The sequence below is a fragment of the Leptothoe sp. ISB3NOV94-8A genome (assembly GCF_043421595.1).
In the GTDB taxonomy this organism is placed as follows: Bacteria; Cyanobacteriota; Cyanobacteriia; order Phormidesmidales; family Phormidesmidaceae; genus Leptothoe; species Leptothoe turfae.
Window position 1 is genome coordinate 5,361,933 of the sequence record NZ_JAXSQW010000001.1, and the last position, 15,568, is coordinate 5,377,500.

General features: G+C 48.4%; 10 protein-coding genes. 8 read left to right on the forward strand and 2 right to left on the reverse strand.

What is annotated here, in order from left to right; all coding sequences use genetic code 11:
• Window positions 1–46: 46 nt before the first annotated feature.
• From nusA to infB, 3 genes are all read left to right on the forward strand, one after another.
• Window positions 47–1,414 carry a transcription termination factor NusA gene (gene nusA / locus SPB21_RS22950; RefSeq protein ID WP_499867802.1) on the forward strand — a complete coding sequence of 456 codons (1,368 nt, stop codon included), beginning with the start codon at window positions 47–49 and terminating at the stop codon, window positions 1,412–1,414.
• A gap of 9 nt (window positions 1,415–1,423) precedes the next feature.
• Window positions 1,424–1,690 (forward strand): YlxR family protein, encoded by a 267-nt coding sequence (locus SPB21_RS22955; RefSeq protein WP_163668145.1) that lies wholly within the window; start codon window positions 1,424–1,426, stop codon window positions 1,688–1,690.
• A 368-nt stretch (window positions 1,691–2,058) separates the two neighbouring features.
• Window positions 2,059–5,028 carry a translation initiation factor IF-2 gene (gene infB / locus SPB21_RS22960; protein ID WP_499867803.1) on the forward strand — a complete coding sequence of 990 codons (2,970 nt, stop codon included), beginning with the start codon at window positions 2,059–2,061 and terminating at the stop codon, window positions 5,026–5,028.
• A 785-nt stretch (window positions 5,029–5,813) separates the two neighbouring features.
• Here infB and psbA read toward each other — a convergent pair.
• Window positions 5,814–6,896: a photosystem II q(b) protein gene (gene psbA, locus SPB21_RS22965; protein ID WP_499061559.1), complete on the reverse strand. Its 1,083-nt coding sequence runs from the start codon at window positions 6,894–6,896 to the stop codon at window positions 5,814–5,816.
• Window positions 6,897–7,233: 337 nt separating this feature from the next.
• On the opposite strand from psbA, the gene cofG reads away from it, so the two are divergent.
• Window positions 7,234–8,217, forward strand: a complete 984-nt coding sequence (gene cofG / locus SPB21_RS22970; RefSeq protein ID WP_499061560.1) for a 7,8-didemethyl-8-hydroxy-5-deazariboflavin synthase subunit CofG — start codon at window positions 7,234–7,236, stop codon at window positions 8,215–8,217.
• A gap of 53 nt (window positions 8,218–8,270) precedes the next feature.
• Here the strand turns inward: cofG and SPB21_RS22975 are convergent, their stop codons facing one another.
• Window positions 8,271–9,491 carry a type IV pilus twitching motility protein PilT gene (locus SPB21_RS22975; RefSeq protein ID WP_163665690.1) on the reverse strand — a complete coding sequence of 407 codons (1,221 nt, stop codon included), beginning with the start codon at window positions 9,489–9,491 and terminating at the stop codon, window positions 8,271–8,273.
• Window positions 9,492–9,796: 305 nt separating this feature from the next.
• Between SPB21_RS22975 and rpsB the strand changes: the two genes are divergently transcribed.
• The 4 genes from rpsB to recG all read left to right on the forward strand — a co-directional run bounded on the left by rpsB (window position 9,797) and on the right by recG (window position 15,487).
• Window positions 9,797–10,669: a 30S ribosomal protein S2 gene (gene rpsB, locus SPB21_RS22980; RefSeq protein WP_163665692.1), complete on the forward strand. Its 873-nt coding sequence runs from the start codon at window positions 9,797–9,799 to the stop codon at window positions 10,667–10,669.
• A gap of 148 nt (window positions 10,670–10,817) precedes the next feature.
• Entirely contained in the window at window positions 10,818–11,588 is a 771-nt protein-coding gene (gene tsf / locus SPB21_RS22985; protein WP_499867804.1) for a translation elongation factor Ts, read from the forward strand.
• A gap of 237 nt (window positions 11,589–11,825) precedes the next feature.
• A complete protein-coding gene (locus tag SPB21_RS22990; protein WP_163665696.1) occupies window positions 11,826–13,001 on the forward strand; it encodes a hypothetical protein in 1,176 nt (391 codons plus the stop codon).
• Complete coding sequence (gene recG, locus SPB21_RS22995) at window positions 13,001–15,487, forward strand: ATP-dependent DNA helicase RecG (RefSeq protein WP_499867805.1); 2,487 nt, start codon at window positions 13,001–13,003, stop codon at window positions 15,485–15,487. The genes SPB21_RS22990 and recG overlap by 1 nt, the downstream gene beginning before the upstream one ends.
• Window positions 15,488–15,568 lie beyond the last annotated feature (81 nt).

The window sequence follows — 15,568 nt, forward strand, 5'->3', positions numbered from 1 at the left end:
ACATCTATTCGCATCGAAGTCTAGTTATTTAAGGAGGAGAAAGCCCATGTCAATGGTCAGTCTGCCCAGCCTACAAGAAATGATTGAAGGCATCAGTCGAGAGCGTAACTTACCTCGTTCCGCTGTAGAACAGGCCCTCAGAGAAGCTTTACTCAAAGGTTATGAGCGCTATCGTCGTACTCGCCGCATGGATAGCGCTCAATTTGATGAAGACTATTTTGACAACTTTGCTGTGGAGTTAGATCCAGAGGAAGAAGGCTTTAGGGTCTTATCGAGCAAAACAATTGTCGAGGCTGTTGAAAACCCTGACCATCAAATTTCTTTAGCAGAAGTAGTCGAAGTTGCCCCCGAGGCTCAGATAGGAGACGAGGTGGTGCTTGATGTTACGCCAGAGCAACGCGACTTTGGCCGCATGGCCGCGATTCAGACCAAACAAGTGCTGGCTCAAAAACTACGTGATCAGCAGCGGCGGTTAATCCAGGAAGAATTTCAGGACTTGGAAGGCACCATCCTCCAAGCACGTGTACTGCGATTTGAGCGTCAGTCCGTGATTATGGCCGTTAGCAGCGGCGTTGGCCAACCAGACGTAGAAGCAGAGTTACTCAAACGGGATCAATTACCCAATGATAACTATCGAGCCAATGCCACATTCCGTGTAGCCCTGAAAAAAGTCTCAGAAGGATCTCACCGTGGGCCACAATTACTAGTGTCCCGTGCAGATGCCAGCCTTGTTGTTGAGCTATTTTCCAATGAGGTACCTGAAATTGAGGACGAAGTAGTCCGCATCGTTGCCGTGGCCCGTGAGGCTAATCCCCCATCTCGTTCAGTAGGCCCTAGAACCAAAATTGCTGTTGATACCCTAGAACGGGATGTTGATCCCGTAGGTGCCTGCATTGGTGCTCGTGGTTCTCGCATTCAGGTTGTTGTCAATGAACTGCGAGGTGAAAAGATAGACGTCATTCGCTGGTCCCCAGACCCAGCCACCTATATTGCCAACGCCCTCAGCCCTGCACGGGTTGACGAGGTGCGATTGATGAATCCAGAAGATCGTCAAGCCCATGTGTTGGTCCCTGAAGATCAGCTTAGTTTAGCCATTGGGAAAGAAGGTCAAAACGTAAGGCTAGCAGCACGTTTAACCGGATGGAAAATTGACATCAAGGACTCAGCTAAGTACGACTATGAGGCCGAAGATGAGAAGGTACGGGCTCAACTGGAAGCTAAACGTAAGCAAGAGGAAGAAGCAGCGGCGGCCTTAGCGGCACAAATGGAAGCCATTAAAGCAGCAAATCTAGCAGCGGCGGCCGCTCAACAAGCTGCCGCAGAAGCAGCGGCTGTAGAAGAGCCTGAAGTCCTTGAGAATGAGGGACCTGCCTATGAGGGGGAAAATGAGAGACCCGCTTATGAGGAGGAATAAGTTAGTTTGATGCGACCGAATTATCGACGCTGTGTGAGCTGCCGTAAGGCAGCCCATCGAGATCAATTCCTGAGGGTCGTTCGCACTTATCCAACAGGCACAATCCAGCTGAACTATGGCATGGGACGTTCCGCCTATTTATGTCCTCAGATAGATTGCTTAAACTCAGCACACAAGAAAAATCGGCTTGGTCGTTCCCTTAAGGCACCTGTGCCAGAGGAAATTTATCAACACTTGCACCAACTCATTAAGCAAAAACTGGCATCGCCCCGATAACAGATTCAAGCTTGATCATTAACAGCTTCTGAAATGTCCACACAGGCTTACATGCAAATGACCTAAGTAGTTCAGTTAAAGCTTTTGAGCTTTTGCCTGGCTGCGAATACTTTTTAGGGCTGATGCTAAGGTAGAATTTAAGACCTGTGCTAATTTTTGGTCGGGAATTCCTGATACTGTCAGAATATTATTGAGCGGGGATGGGGATATATCCATTTTCATCAGTACCCACAATGGCCACATTAGTGCTAAGAGTCGATAGAATAAGATATTGCCCATAGTGCCCAAGGGTAAAATGTCATGTCGTTTCGATAAGGGCAGTAAGTCTATGTGACACCTTTCTTTGAAAATTTGCGAGGAATATTTGGATGAACAATGGCAAAGTCAGGATATATGAGTTATCTCGGGAGTTGGATTTAGACAATAAAGATATTCTGGCCATCTGTGAACGTTTGAGCATAGCAGTAAAGAGCCATAGCAGCACTATTACTGAATCGGATGCGGAACGGATTCGTGCAGCTGCATCAGGAGCGCCAAAGCGCTCATTACAAAAGCCGCCTCCGAAACCAAAGCAAAAACCGAACCTGACCAAGCCTAAAGCCCCAAATCGTCCCGTTCGAAAACAGCAAATTTTAGAAGTTAGGCGTCATCAGTCATCAGAACCTAACTCTCCTGAGAAAAAAGTATCTCCTCTTCAGGCTCCCAAAGATGCTTCTCCAGCCAAGTCGCCATCCTCGGATGACTTACGACAGCCACCAAATCGCCCTGGACGACCAAACAAGCCATCTGTGCGTCCTCCTCAGAAGCCAGTACCTCGTCCTACTGGGAATACCAATGGTGCCAGTTCTTCTGGGACTACGTCCAGTGAGCCATCCGACCAGGCTGTACCGGTATCCAAACCACAGATTGTTCAACCTAAGCTAGTCTCTCCTCCATCTCGCACCCAAGCACCGCGTCCTAAAGTAGCGAGGCGAAGTGATGATCCAGATGCCAAGATCCCGGTGACTGAGGTCGGTAGATCGGTCGAGGCTCAGGATAAGCCAGCTGCACTTAAGGCGAAACCAAGCTTAAAACCAAAACCAGTTATTGAGGTCCGCCGACCAAAACCGTCTAGTCCAACGGCTGATGAGACAGGTGCTACAGATACAGATACAGACGATGCCAGCAGTGGTGGCCCCGTTTTAGTTGGCGCACCTCGACGTCCTGACGTACGCCGACCTTCAGCTCCAGCACGTCCACCCAAACGAGGGAAGCCTCGTGGTGAGAGTGAAGAAGAGGAAATGCGGCAGCGCGCTAGCAAGAACGCAACGAAGAAGCGACGTGCTCAACGTTTAGATGATGATGATGACATTGAAGAACTAGAGGCAGGTCTGTCTGGTGATTCTTCAGCAACACCGATCAGTATTTCGTTGATGCGGCCACCTAAGCCTAAGTCTCATCAGAGTCAGGCCAAGCCAGCTGCTGTGAAAAGCCGTTCTATGCCAACTCGGGGTGGTTCATCACGCAATAATCGGCGCGATCGCAAAGTCGAAGTCGTCGAAGACAAGCCCGAACTAATAATTCTAACCAACGGCCTGACCGTACACGAATTAGCTCAAGAGATTAAAGAACCTGAAACTGAAGTTATTAAGTTCTTGTTCTTTAAAGGCATCGCTACTAATATCAATCAAACCTTGGACATTCCCACGGCCAGGATGGTAGCTGAAGCCTTTGATATCCAGGTAGAAACTGCTGAAGCCGAGTCTGAAGCAAAGAAAACCACCGAAATGATTGATGAGGGCGACCTCGAAAATCTGAAGCAGCGTCCACCAGTGGTCACCATCATGGGTCACGTTGACCATGGTAAAACCTCGCTTCTGGATGCTATCCGTGAAGCTAAAGTTGCCAGTGGGGAAGCCGGGGGTATTACCCAGCACATTGGTGCTTACCACGTTGATGTCGAACATGAGGGCGACAATCGCCAGGTTGTCTTCCTAGATACCCCTGGCCACGAAGCATTTACAGCAATGCGTGCTCGAGGTACTCGTGTTACTGATATTGCAGTGTTAGTGGTTGCGGCAGATGATGGTGTGCGTCCTCAGACGATTGAGGCAATTAGCCACGCCAAAGCAGCTCAGGTACCCATTGTTACTGCTATAAACAAGGTTGATAAAGAAACAGCTAACCCTGATCGCGTCAAGCAAGAACTTATGGAGCAAGGTCTGGTTCCTGAGGAATGGGGTGGCGATAGCATCATGGTGCCTGTGAGTGCCATAACTGGTGAGAACCTTGATCTGTTGCTAGAAATGCTATTGCTACAGGCTGAAGTTGAGGATCTACACGCTAATCCTGACAGATTAGCAAAGGGAACCGTTATTGAGGCCAACCTGGATAAAGCACGAGGCCCTGTGGCTACCTTACTTGTACAAAATGGCACTCTGAAGATTGGCGATTCAATGGTCGTCGGCTCTGTCTTCGGTAAGGTGAGGGCAATGTTAGACGATCGCTTAAACCGTGTTGAGGCAGCTTCACCATCCTTTGCCGTTGAGGTTCTAGGTCTCAATGACGTACCTCAAGCAGGTGATGAGTTTGAAGTCTTCAAGTCTGAAAAAGAAGCTCGTGCTATAGCTGATAGCCGAGCAATCGATCAGCGTCAGTCTAGGTTGCAGCAAGCGATGGCATCTCGACGGGTAACCCTCAATACCCTGTCTGCCCAAGCTCAGGAAGGCGAACTGAAGGAACTCAACATCTTGCTGAAAGCAGACGTTCAAGGTTCTGTTGAAGCAATTCTGGCATCTCTACAACAGCTGCCCCAGGACGAAGTTCAAATTCGTGTGCTGATGGCTGCTCCAGGGGAGATTAGTGAAACTGATGTTGACCTAGCTGCGGCCAGTGGCGCAGTCATCATTGGCTTCAACACAACTCTAGCGCCGGGAGCACAGCAAGCTTCTGACCGTCTAGGTGTTGATATTCGAGACTACGACATTATCTATAAGCTCCTAGAAGATATTGAAGGCGCTATGGAAGGTCTGCTTGAGCCTGAACTGGTGGCAGAAGATCTGGGTGAAGTCGAAGTCCGTGCTGTCTTCCCAGTACGTAAAGGGGCTGTTGCAGGCTGCTATGTTCTATCCGGTAAGGTAACTCGAAATTGTAAGATTCGAGTCATGCGTAATGGCACTCAGGTATATGAAGGTAATCTAGATTCACTCAAGCGTATGCGGGATGACGTGAAAGAAGTTGCCTCTGGCTTTGAGTGTGGTATCGGTGTTGATAAGTTCAGTAACTGGCAAGAAGGAGATCGCATTGAGGCCTTCAAGATGGTCACGAAGCGACGGACCCTAGCCGGACGTTCTCAATAGGACTTATCGTCAGCAATCCGCTGTATAAAGCTAGTCGATACAAGAAAAACCGGTGATATTACCAGATTGCCTCCATTTCTTGTATCGACTAGCAACAAGTCGATACAAACCGTGATTATAGGCACAACACGTCCATTGGTCCTGCGTTATCGTATGAGTAGAAGATGCTGAAATATCCTATCAAATCAGCTTACACAGGAAACCTATGGCTAGTATATCCTCCACTCTATTTAGCTCTGAAGATACGAATGTATGGTTAAGCTTGCAGCGAGCTATATGTAGTAGTACCGGGTTCCAGAGATGGAAGTCCGAACTACCAGCTGACACCTTGGATAAAACTCCACTAGAGCAATTGGTAAGACGATATCTGCGAGAGACCTTAGAAACTCTTGCTTATTAAGCTAAAGACAAAAGCTTCGTGAATTTACAGAGCGTCTCTTGATGTATTTTCAATCTAAACGCTTTGACCAGCACTGATTAAACATTAGCCATAAAGGGAGGTTATTAAACCTCCCTTTTTTAGTAACAAGCATATCTACTTATCGAACATCGATGAATGCATATCTCCAAATGAGAAGCGACGCCAACAGCACTTTGTGTCTTGACCATAGCTGTCTGTTTCCAGCTAACGTTTCAGCAATCACTTATAGCCTAATCAACTAGGCTTGCCAAGTTGTCAGTCTCAAACAAAACAAGAATTGCGTATCTATCCCCTTAAAAAATCAAAGGCCCCCATCCGAAGATAGAGGCCCTTTTGACTAGACTAGGTTACAAAACCACGACGACTACGCGTTGATGGAAGGAGCAACCATAGCAACAGGAGCCGCTTCACCAGCCGCCAAGTCTAGAGGGAAGTTGTGAGCATTACGCTCGTGCATTACTTCCATACCTAGGTTGGCACGGTTGATCACGTCAGCCCAAGTGCTGACGACACGACCCTGAGAGTCGATGATGGACTGGTTGAAGTTGAATCCGTTCAGGTTGAACGCCATCGTGGAGATACCTAGGGCAGTGAACCAGATACCGATGACGGGCCAAGCACCCAAGAAGAAGTGCAAGGAACGGCTGTTGTTGAAGGAAGCATACTGGAAGATCAAACGACCGAAGTAGCCGTGGGCTGCAACGATGTTGTACGTCTCTTCTTCCTGACCAAACTTGTATCCATAGTTCTGGGACTCAGTCTCAGTGGTCTCACGAACCAAGGAGGACGTTACCAGAGAACCATGCATTGCGGAGAACAAAGACCCGCCGAAGACACCCGCCACACCGAGCATGTGGAAGGGGTGCATCAGGATGTTGTGCTCAGCTTGGAAAACAAGCATGAAGTTGAAGGTACCGGAAATACCCAGAGGCATACCATCCGAGAACGAACCCTGACCGATGGGGTAGATCAAGAACACTGCAGATGCGGCTGCTACAGGAGCAGAGTAAGCAACACAGATCCAAGGACGCATTCCCAAGCGGTAGGACAGTTCCCACTCACGACCCATGTAGCAGAAGACGCCAATGAGGAAGTGGAAAATGACCAGCTGGTAAGGGCCACCGTTATACAACCACTCATCTAGAGAAGCAGCTTCCCAGATGGGGTAGAAGTGTAGACCGATAGCGTTGGAAGAAGGAATAACCGCACCGGAAACGATGTTGTTACCCAGAATCAAAGACCCAGCAACGGGCTCACGGATACCGTCGATGTCAACGGGAGGAGCCGCGATGAAGGCGATGACGAAACAAGTCGTGGCAGCGAGTAGTGTGGGGATCATCAGCACACCAAACCAACCTACATAGAGGCGGTTCTCAGTGCTAGTAACCCACTCACAAAACTGATCCCACAGATTAGCGCTAGAGCGCTGCTGTAGAGTAGTTGTCATGATTTTATGAATCCTATAAATATTGTCGAGGTACGACAGTAGGCAATTAGCCCACATATACATGCTAAAAGAAATACCTATTTTTGTAAACTTTCTAATCGTGAGAGAATTTTAAAAGTCGGCGTCTGAATGCCTTATTGATGGGCTTGCATATTGAAAGTCAATTCACCAAGGTCGCTGAGACAGAAGGATCTACAAACATTTCACTCCTTACGCCCCCGGTTCTAACAGAGTATGTAAGTTAGCCTGTACGGCGGGTAAGACAGTCTACTTTTAGATTCTAAGGCTTGAAGTAATTGCTCATTTTTTGTAACGATTAGCAAAGAGGATAGTCACGTTGAGCCTGACCATCACCTATAGTCCGGCATACACTCTAGTCCCGACATATGAGTGCTTCAATCAATGTAGTTACTGTAATTTTCGAGTCCAGCCAGGCTCTGATATATGGTTGAGTCTTCCTAGGGCACGGGCTATGCTCCAAGAATTAGATGCCATTGAAATATTAATTCTGAGCGGAGAAGTTCATCCCAAAAGTTCACGTCGTCGAACCTGGTTAGACCGCATATATGATCTTTGCCACTTAGCCATTGCAGAAGGATTCTTACCCCATACCAATGTCGGCCCCCTTAGCTTTGAAGAAATGAAAAGGCTCAAGCAGGTGAATGTTTCAATGGGGCTGATGCTGGAGCAGCTCACACCTACTTTGTTGGATAACGTTCACCATCATGCCCCAAGTAAACGACCAGCAGTCAGGCTAGAGCAACTAATGTGGGCAGGACAGTTGCAAATTCCCTTTACGACTGGACTTCTTTTAGGCATCGGTGAAACGGAAACAGATTGGGAAGAAACACTGGTTGCGATCGCAACCCTCCACAACCAGTACGGTCATATCCAAGAAGTTATTCTTCAACCCCATCAGCCTGGCGAACGCCAGACCCAACTCGCTCTTCCCTGTGACGACAACATGTTAATCCGTGCTGTCCATATCACTCGTCAGATTTTGCCAGAGGACATTACGATTCAGATCCCACCGAATCTAGTGCAGTCAACTCAAACGCTCTTAGCGTGCCTGAAGGCTGGAGCAAGAGATTTAGGCGGCATTGGACCACTAGATGAAGTCAACCCCACCTATCATCACAAAACTCTGTCGACACTCACAGCCCAGCTACAGACCCAAAACTACAGCTTGACGCCACGTTTGCCCGTCTACTCACAATATGACAGCTGGCTTCCTGCGAACCTTCAACAAAAAGTCCAGTCATGGCGAACACGACTGGACTCACGGAAGACTCTAAATATCCAACGAAATTGTGAAGCGTGAGCTGAACCAAAGCTACTCACATCAAATAAAGATGAATGAGTATCCTGTCGACTCTAAATCCGACCACGCAACATCTGCGCCATCTCATTTTGACGAGGTGACATCTCTAAAGCAGTCTCCTCAGTAATACGTCCCGACTCATATAGAGAGTAAAGGGATTGATTCATGGTGCACATACCATCAAAACTACATTTTGGTAGCAGAGCCTCTACCTCATCCAGCTGACCTCGCTGAATATAATCTTTAATGGCATCGGTGTTGATCAGAATTTCATGGAAAGCCGCTCGCTTACCATCGGTCGTACGACATAGCCCTTGAGCCACAACCGCCACCAAAGATTCAGCAATTGAGATGCGCACCGCACTCTGCTGTTCCGGTTCGTACATGCCTAAAATACGCTCAACCGTCTTTACCGCACTGTTGGTATGCAGGGTACCAAATACAAGGTGACCTGTTTGAGCTGCTTTCAACGCAATATCTACAGTTTCGCGATCGCGAATCTCACCAATCAGAATGACATCTGGATCTTCCCGAAGCGATGCCTTAAGAGCATTCTTAAACTCCAGCGTGTGAATCCCCACTTCTCGCTGCTTGATTAAGGACATACGACTCGCATGGACAAATTCCACCGGGTCCTCAATGGTGATAATGTTCTTCGGCATATCCGTATTGATGTAGTCAATCATCGCAGCCAGCGATGTTGACTTACCCGACCCAGTGGGACCAGTCACCAAAACCAGACCTTTGTGATAGTGGCAAATATCCTTTAAGACTACTGGCAAGCTCAGCTGATCAAGCGTGAGAATCTTCACCGGAATCAGACGCATCACCAAGGAAGGCCCACGCAGTGTATTAAATATGTTGATGCGTACACGCGTGAAGTCAAAATGAGCTGCCCCGTCAAAATCCATCGTTTGTTTAAAGTCTTGGATTTGATCGGGCTTTAGGACCTCAGATAGCCATGCGTAGAATGTGGCTTCGTCAGTGGCAGGATAGTCTGTGGTTTCAATTTCGCCCCGGTTCCGAAAACGAGGCACTTCCCCCACACCCAGATGCACATCAGAAAAACCTTTATCAAAGGCCTCACGAACGATACGCTCTAGGGTTACGCCACCGCCGACTCTGACGCCACCAGCAGACTTTGGCATTGGGGGCGGTGCCGCTGAACGTGCACCACCAGCTCTACCCATTCCCGGCGGTGGGGGTGGTGCAACCCGCTTAGGTGGAGGCGGCGGAACAGACGGCATTGAAGCAGAGCGTTGTTGATCAGTCATAAAGCACCAAAAGCCTTCAGTTAACGACGGGCAACATCAAAGCAACATGTCTGTGCCACTTTACGTTGCAGACACACTTACCCATCATCCACAGACTACCCAAAATTGCAACTTCCAATAGCAGGCAAAGAGACTGACATGATTCAAGAAGTCAGCAACTTGCTGTGTTACCCTAGTTTAGCTGTCAAAAAATTCACACACTTGGATATTTCGGGTGTTTCAGTCAAAGTCAGGTGAAGTAAAACCTACACTTAACGACTGAAATGCGCACCAGGTGGAGGTTTAACCCGAAAGGAGAGAATTAAATGCCTGTTGTAACATTGGCTCAACTGCTTGAGTCAGGGGTTCATTTTGGTCATCAGACCCGCCGTTGGAACCCTAAAATGGATCGGTATATTTTTACCGCACGTAACGGTGTACATATTATTGACCTAGTCCAGACGGCTCAGCTGCTCGATAACGCTTATTCCTTCGTACGGACTTCAGCAGAGAAAGGTCAGAAGTTTTTGTTTGTGGGCACTAAGCGCCAAGCTGCCGGAATTGTCGCTGAAGAAGCCAGACGTTGTGGGTCTTACTACATCAACCAGCGTTGGTTAGGTGGAATGCTAACCAACTGGACCACCATTAAAACACGTGTAGAGCGTCTCAAAGAGCTAGAGCGCATGCAAGAGACAGGAGCTCTAGCTCTACGCCCGAAAAAAGAAGCTGCTGTTTTGCGTCGTGAACTCGAGAAGCTTCAAAAATATCTGGGTGGTATTAAGCTGATGCGGCGTCTGCCAGACGTAGTCATTATGGTTGACATCAAGCGTGAATATAACGCAGTGCAAGAGTGTCAGAAATTAGGGATTCCAATTGTGTCACTATTGGATACCAACTGTGATCCCGATGTGGTTGATATTCCAATTCCCGGCAACGATGATGCCATTCGTTCAATCAAGTTAATTCTAGGTAGCTTAGCGAATGCCATCTATGAGGGTTCCCATGGTCAGGCACCGCAGGACAATAGTGATGAAGGCGACATTTACGCCGACTATCCAAGTGCCGAAGAAGACTATGATTATGATGCAGCCGATATTCCCAATGCTGGAGACGCTCCTACAGCAGATGAAGTACCAGCAGCACCTGCGGCAGATGAAGTGCTAGCAGCACATGCCGCAGATGAAGCAGAGAGCGAATAAAACGCTGTAGGCTTTTGCATTACATATAGCAGCTGATCCCCACCATAGGTTCAGCTGTTGATGCTTTAGGCGCAGGTCTTAACATTGGCAAAAAGCTTGTTCTGTCAAAATATTTTTTCAAAGTAGAGCATTAGTGTAGGAGGAGATAATGGCAGGCATTTCTGCAAAGCAAGTAAAAGAGCTGCGTGATACTACTGGCGCAGGCATGATGGACTGTAAAAAAGCCCTCCAAGCATCGGACGGTGATCTACAGAAGGCCATTGAGTGGCTCCGTCAGAAAGGTATTACTTCAGCGGCTAAGAAGGAAGGCCGAGTTGCGGCAGAAGGTCTAGTGGAAAGTTACATCCACACCGGTGGTCGTGTGGGTGTCCTTGTGGAAATCAACTGCGAAACAGACTTCGTTGCCCGTCGGGAAGAGTTCAAGGCTCTAGCACGCGACATTGCTATGCAGATAGCAGCATGCCCTAACGTTGAAGTTGTTAGAACCAGCGATATTCCTCAAGATTCCATTGACCGCGAGCGGGAAATTGAAATGGGTCGCGAGGATCTTGCTAAGAAACCTGAAAACATCCGCGCCAAGATCGTAGATGGTCGTATTGAAAAGCGTCTCAAAGAACAATCTTTATTAGACCAGCCCTTCATTAAGGATCAAAACATCACTATTGAAGAGTTGATCAAACAGTTAGTGGCAACTCTAGGTGAAAATATCCAGGTTCGCCGTTTCTCACGATTCACTCTAGGTGAAGGTATTGAGAAGAAAGAGGAAAACTTTGCAGCAGAAGTCGCTGCTCAAACAGGTCAAAAGAAAGAGGAGAAGCCTGCTGAAGCAGCAGCTCCTAAAGCGGAAGCTAAAGACGAGAAGCCTACTGAAACTGCTCCTAAAACAGCAAAGAAGAAAGGCAAAAAGAAAAAGAAATAGTCCTCTTCTGTGTGGATAATTTTTTTCTAAATCGGTATGGCAAGCCCAAGTGCTTGCCTGCCTTTTTTATATCTTTCCATTGGCTAGGGGCAAGTACTTATAGCACCTCAGATGTCAGTATTTATGAATTAGGCAAATGGCTCTGAAATATTAGAACATTTGTCATAGCGCCTATACTGGGATTTACGGCATTGTAATGCCGTTCTACATCACGTTTTTTGTCTAATATCTGCGCTAATGGGTAACGCAAGTGGTCATATTGAACAGCAGCTTTCCAAGCTTCAGACGCAAACTGCTGATATTGCCACTGAGCTTGAAGGCTTAATCGATAAATATTTACAAGTTTTAAGTCAGGCAAGCAAACGCCAGCTAATATTAGCGGCTTATCATATTTGTACGCAGGTTTATCCTGAGAGTTTTTTAGAACTGAGCTTGTCCCAACGTGATCGTTTACAGCACAAGCTGCGCGAGTTGGGCAATCGCATTCACACTCACCTACAGGACAAATGGGCTACAGCAAAGCGCCTGAGCTTACAACCAGCAGAGGAAGATGGCCTCGCCGTCATTCGGCAATTATTTTTAGAAGCAGCTTCTGCCAGAGAGCAATCAGAATCAACGCCTAAAACCAGCCCCTCAGCAGCTGATACAGTTGAGGACCAAGAACATCACACACACCCTGGCAAGTCACCCCAAACACAGCGATCTCAAGCAAAACTCTTAGCCGATATTCGTTCACTCATGGATAGTGAGCGTTTAGAGGAGTCACAGCCAGAAACCGAACCGTCAGGACCACTACAACCTGCACAAATCATGCGGCGGCAAATTTTAATTGAGAAAGCTATTCGAGATGTGCTCAAGGCAGTCTCCGAGAAGGCAAATGAGCTTTTGCGAACAGCAAATGTAATGCCAGAGATCCCCCATGCATTGTTAGCGGCGACGTCAGAGTCAGAACGTCTAGGCCATATCCCCATGAAAACACCTAATTTGGTCAGACTATCGATCAAGATCCTGCACGAACCCGAGAAAAGTAGATTTTCAAAGAGTGATGGCGAGCCTGACGAAGGTGAAGATCATAAGCTCGATGAGCAGTGGGCTGACGCTGAGATTGCCGCCGCTATTATTACTGGCGAAGACACATCAGACCAAGATTCAGATGGGGACGAAAATCGTTCTGAAGCATCTATATCGATGCCTCAATTTCTCCAGTTAGAGTCTCTGCCCGATTTTGTCATGATTCATTTACGGCTCTCGGAAATTGAATTTGCGGAGACGAACGTCGCACTTTGGCGAAGCCATATTCGGAAGAAAATGGCGCATCTGAAACGTGTTGGCCATGCCTATAAGGATGCTGAACGACAGCTTGCGATCGCACAAGCCGAAGACGCCTGGAGAGCTAGCTGGACCAACGACTAATGGCTGATCAGCCCGACTGGATCCGTCTGCAAAAGGCACTGAGTGTCGAAGCTGAAGCGGGGTTCAATGACCTGCAAGGCCATCAAAAACGATTTAGCGAATTTTTGCGAGATAGCTTACGCAAGGTCCCCAGCAGTCTGCCTGCCATTGACCAAGAACGCTGGCGTAATCTCTCGGAAGACTTCGATAAATATAGCGCCCTCAGCTTTGCCCAACGGCAGCATCTGGTGGCCAACACTCGACGGTTTTTACAGCAGAGTCGTCAACTATTAGAAAAGCCCAGCCCTAAGGCTAGTGAAGCGGTCGGTCGTCCATCATCAAGATCCAACCAACGCCCTAAAACCAAATCCTTAATTACTCAGACACCGAGCTTACCTCGCTCAGGCCATCCCCTAGATCAGCCCATCACTTATCTCAAAGGCATCGGCCCCAAGAATAGCGAACGACTCGCAAAGTTAGGGCTGTATACCGTCCGGGATGTGCTCTATTACTATCCTCGCGACCATCTAGACTATGCCCGCCAGGTCAAAATTCGAGATCTTAAAGCGGGTGACACCGTGACGATTGTGGGCACCGTGCGGCGTTGCAATTGCTTCAATAGTCCTCGCAATGCAAAACTGACGATTTTTGAACTCAGTCTCTACGACGGCACTGGCACCCTCAAACTCAATCGATTCTTGGCCGGAGCGCGCTTTCGTAACCGAGCTTGGCAAGAACGTCAAAAGCGTCTCTACCCAGTCGGCTCTACATTAGCTGCCTCGGGCTTGGTAAAAAAAGGAAAATATGGCATCACCTTAGACGATCCAGACCTGGAGGTACTCGGAAATACCCAGGAAGCCATTGACTCCGACACGGTAGGTCGCGTGGTCCCTGTATATCCCCTGACAGAAGGTGTGCCTGCCCCACTGGTCCGTAAGGCAGTGGTCGCTGCCTTGCCCGCCGCTATAGAAATTCGAGAGCCGTTTCCCACTGCGCTGCGGGAGCAACATGGTTTGATTCAACTAACGGTGGCAATTGCGCACATTCACTTTCCACCCGATAGTGAGGCTCTGGCAATTGCCCGCCGCCGTCTGGTGTTTGATGAATTCTTCTATTTGCAATTAGGTCTGCTGTCCCGTCGCAAACAGCAACAGGCTCACACTCAAATTCACATGGCCCCTACTGGTGAGCTGATCGATCAGTTCTATGGGGTACTGCCCTTTAGCCTGACAGAGGCTCAAGCTCGGGTAGTGCAGGAAATTCTGGTGGACTTGCAGCAGTCCACACCGATGAATCGACTAGTGCAGGGAGATGTGGGCTCCGGGAAAACCGTAGTGGCAGTGGTGGCAATCCTCGCAACCATTCAGGCAGGATATCAGGCAGCCCTGATGGCCCCCACAGAAGTGTTAGCAGAGCAGCACTACCGCAAGTTAGTGGAATGGTTTAACCTATTGCACTTACCCGTAGAACTGCTAACTGGTTCCACCAAAACCGCCAAGCGCCGGGAAATTCATTCCCAACTCGAAACGGGAGAACTCCCCATCCTGGTAGGAACCCATGCCTTGATCGAAGATCCTGTGAAATTTAGTCGTTTAGGTCTCGTCACCATCGATGAGCAACATCGGTTTGGGGTAGCTCAGCGGGCTAAGCTCCAGCAAAAAGGTGACAATCCCCACGTGCTCACCCTCACGGCTACGCCTATACCGCGAACTCTAGCCCTGACATTGCATGGAGATCTGGACGTTAGCCAAATTGACGAACTCCCGCCCGGGCGTAAGCCCATTCAAACCACATTATTAGCTGGTCGAGATCGCAACCATGCCTACGATTTGATTCGACGTGAGATCACCCAAAGCCGACAGATTTACATCGTGCTACCCCTGGTTGATGAATCTGAAAAGCTGGACTTGCGTTCCGCCATTGAAGAACATCAGCGTCTGAGCGAGGTTGTTTTTCCTGAGTTCAACGTCGGTCTGCTCCATGGGCGCATGAGCTCTGCTGATAAAGATGCGGCCATTACGCAATTTCGGGAACGCCATACCCAGATCTTGGTATCCACCACAGTGGTAGAAGTTGGGGTGGATGTGCCCAACGCCAGTGTCATGCTCATTGAACATGCTGAGCGCTTTGGTCTCTCACAACTGCATCAGCTACGGGGACGTGTAGGACGAGGGGCTGACCAATCCTATTGCCTATTGATGAGCAGTAGTAAAAGCGAAACGGCTTTGCAGCGACTGCGGGTTCTAGAACAGTCGCAAGATGGGTTCTTCATTGCTGAGATGGATCTGCGATTCCGGGGTCCTGGTGAGGTGTTAGGCACCCGTCAATCAGGACTGCCTGACTTTGCTTTGGCCAGCCTGGTGAATGATCAAGAGGTTTTGGAGCTAGCCCGGACAGCAGCAGAGCAGCTCATCCAGCAAGACTCGACTTTGGAGCAGTGGCCATTAATTAAAAAAGAGTTGAACCGTCGTTATACAAAGTTGATGGGCGGAGCGATCTTTACATAGTTCTGAATCTTGAACTTTATGAGTGTTATAACTGCTCAATTAGCAATGGATTGGGACCAACAACTCACAATTTACACCTGA

What these genes read in the sequence shown, in the direction of transcription:
- SPB21_RS22955 (WP_163668145.1), top strand. Translation starts at nt 1,424, where the DNA reads ATGCGACCGAATTATCGACGCTGTGTGAGCTGCCGTAAGGCAGCCCAT.
- SPB21_RS22990 (WP_163665696.1), top strand. Translation starts at nt 11,826, where the DNA reads ATGGGTAACGCAAGTGGTCATATTGAACAGCAGCTTTCCAAGCTTCAG.
- psbA (WP_499061559.1), bottom strand. Translation starts at nt 6,896, where the DNA reads ATGACAACTACTCTACAGCAGCGCTCTAGCGCTAATCTGTGGGATCAG.
- nusA (WP_499867802.1), top strand. Translation starts at nt 47, where the DNA reads ATGTCAATGGTCAGTCTGCCCAGCCTACAAGAAATGATTGAAGGCATC.
- tsf (WP_499867804.1), top strand. Translation starts at nt 10,818, where the DNA reads ATGGCAGGCATTTCTGCAAAGCAAGTAAAAGAGCTGCGTGATACTACT.
- recG (WP_499867805.1), top strand. Translation starts at nt 13,001, where the DNA reads ATGGCTGATCAGCCCGACTGGATCCGTCTGCAAAAGGCACTGAGTGTC.
- SPB21_RS22975 (WP_163665690.1), bottom strand. Translation starts at nt 9,491, where the DNA reads ATGACTGATCAACAACGCTCTGCTTCAATGCCGTCTGTTCCGCCGCCT.
- rpsB (WP_163665692.1), top strand. Translation starts at nt 9,797, where the DNA reads ATGCCTGTTGTAACATTGGCTCAACTGCTTGAGTCAGGGGTTCATTTT.
- infB (WP_499867803.1), top strand. Translation starts at nt 2,059, where the DNA reads ATGAACAATGGCAAAGTCAGGATATATGAGTTATCTCGGGAGTTGGAT.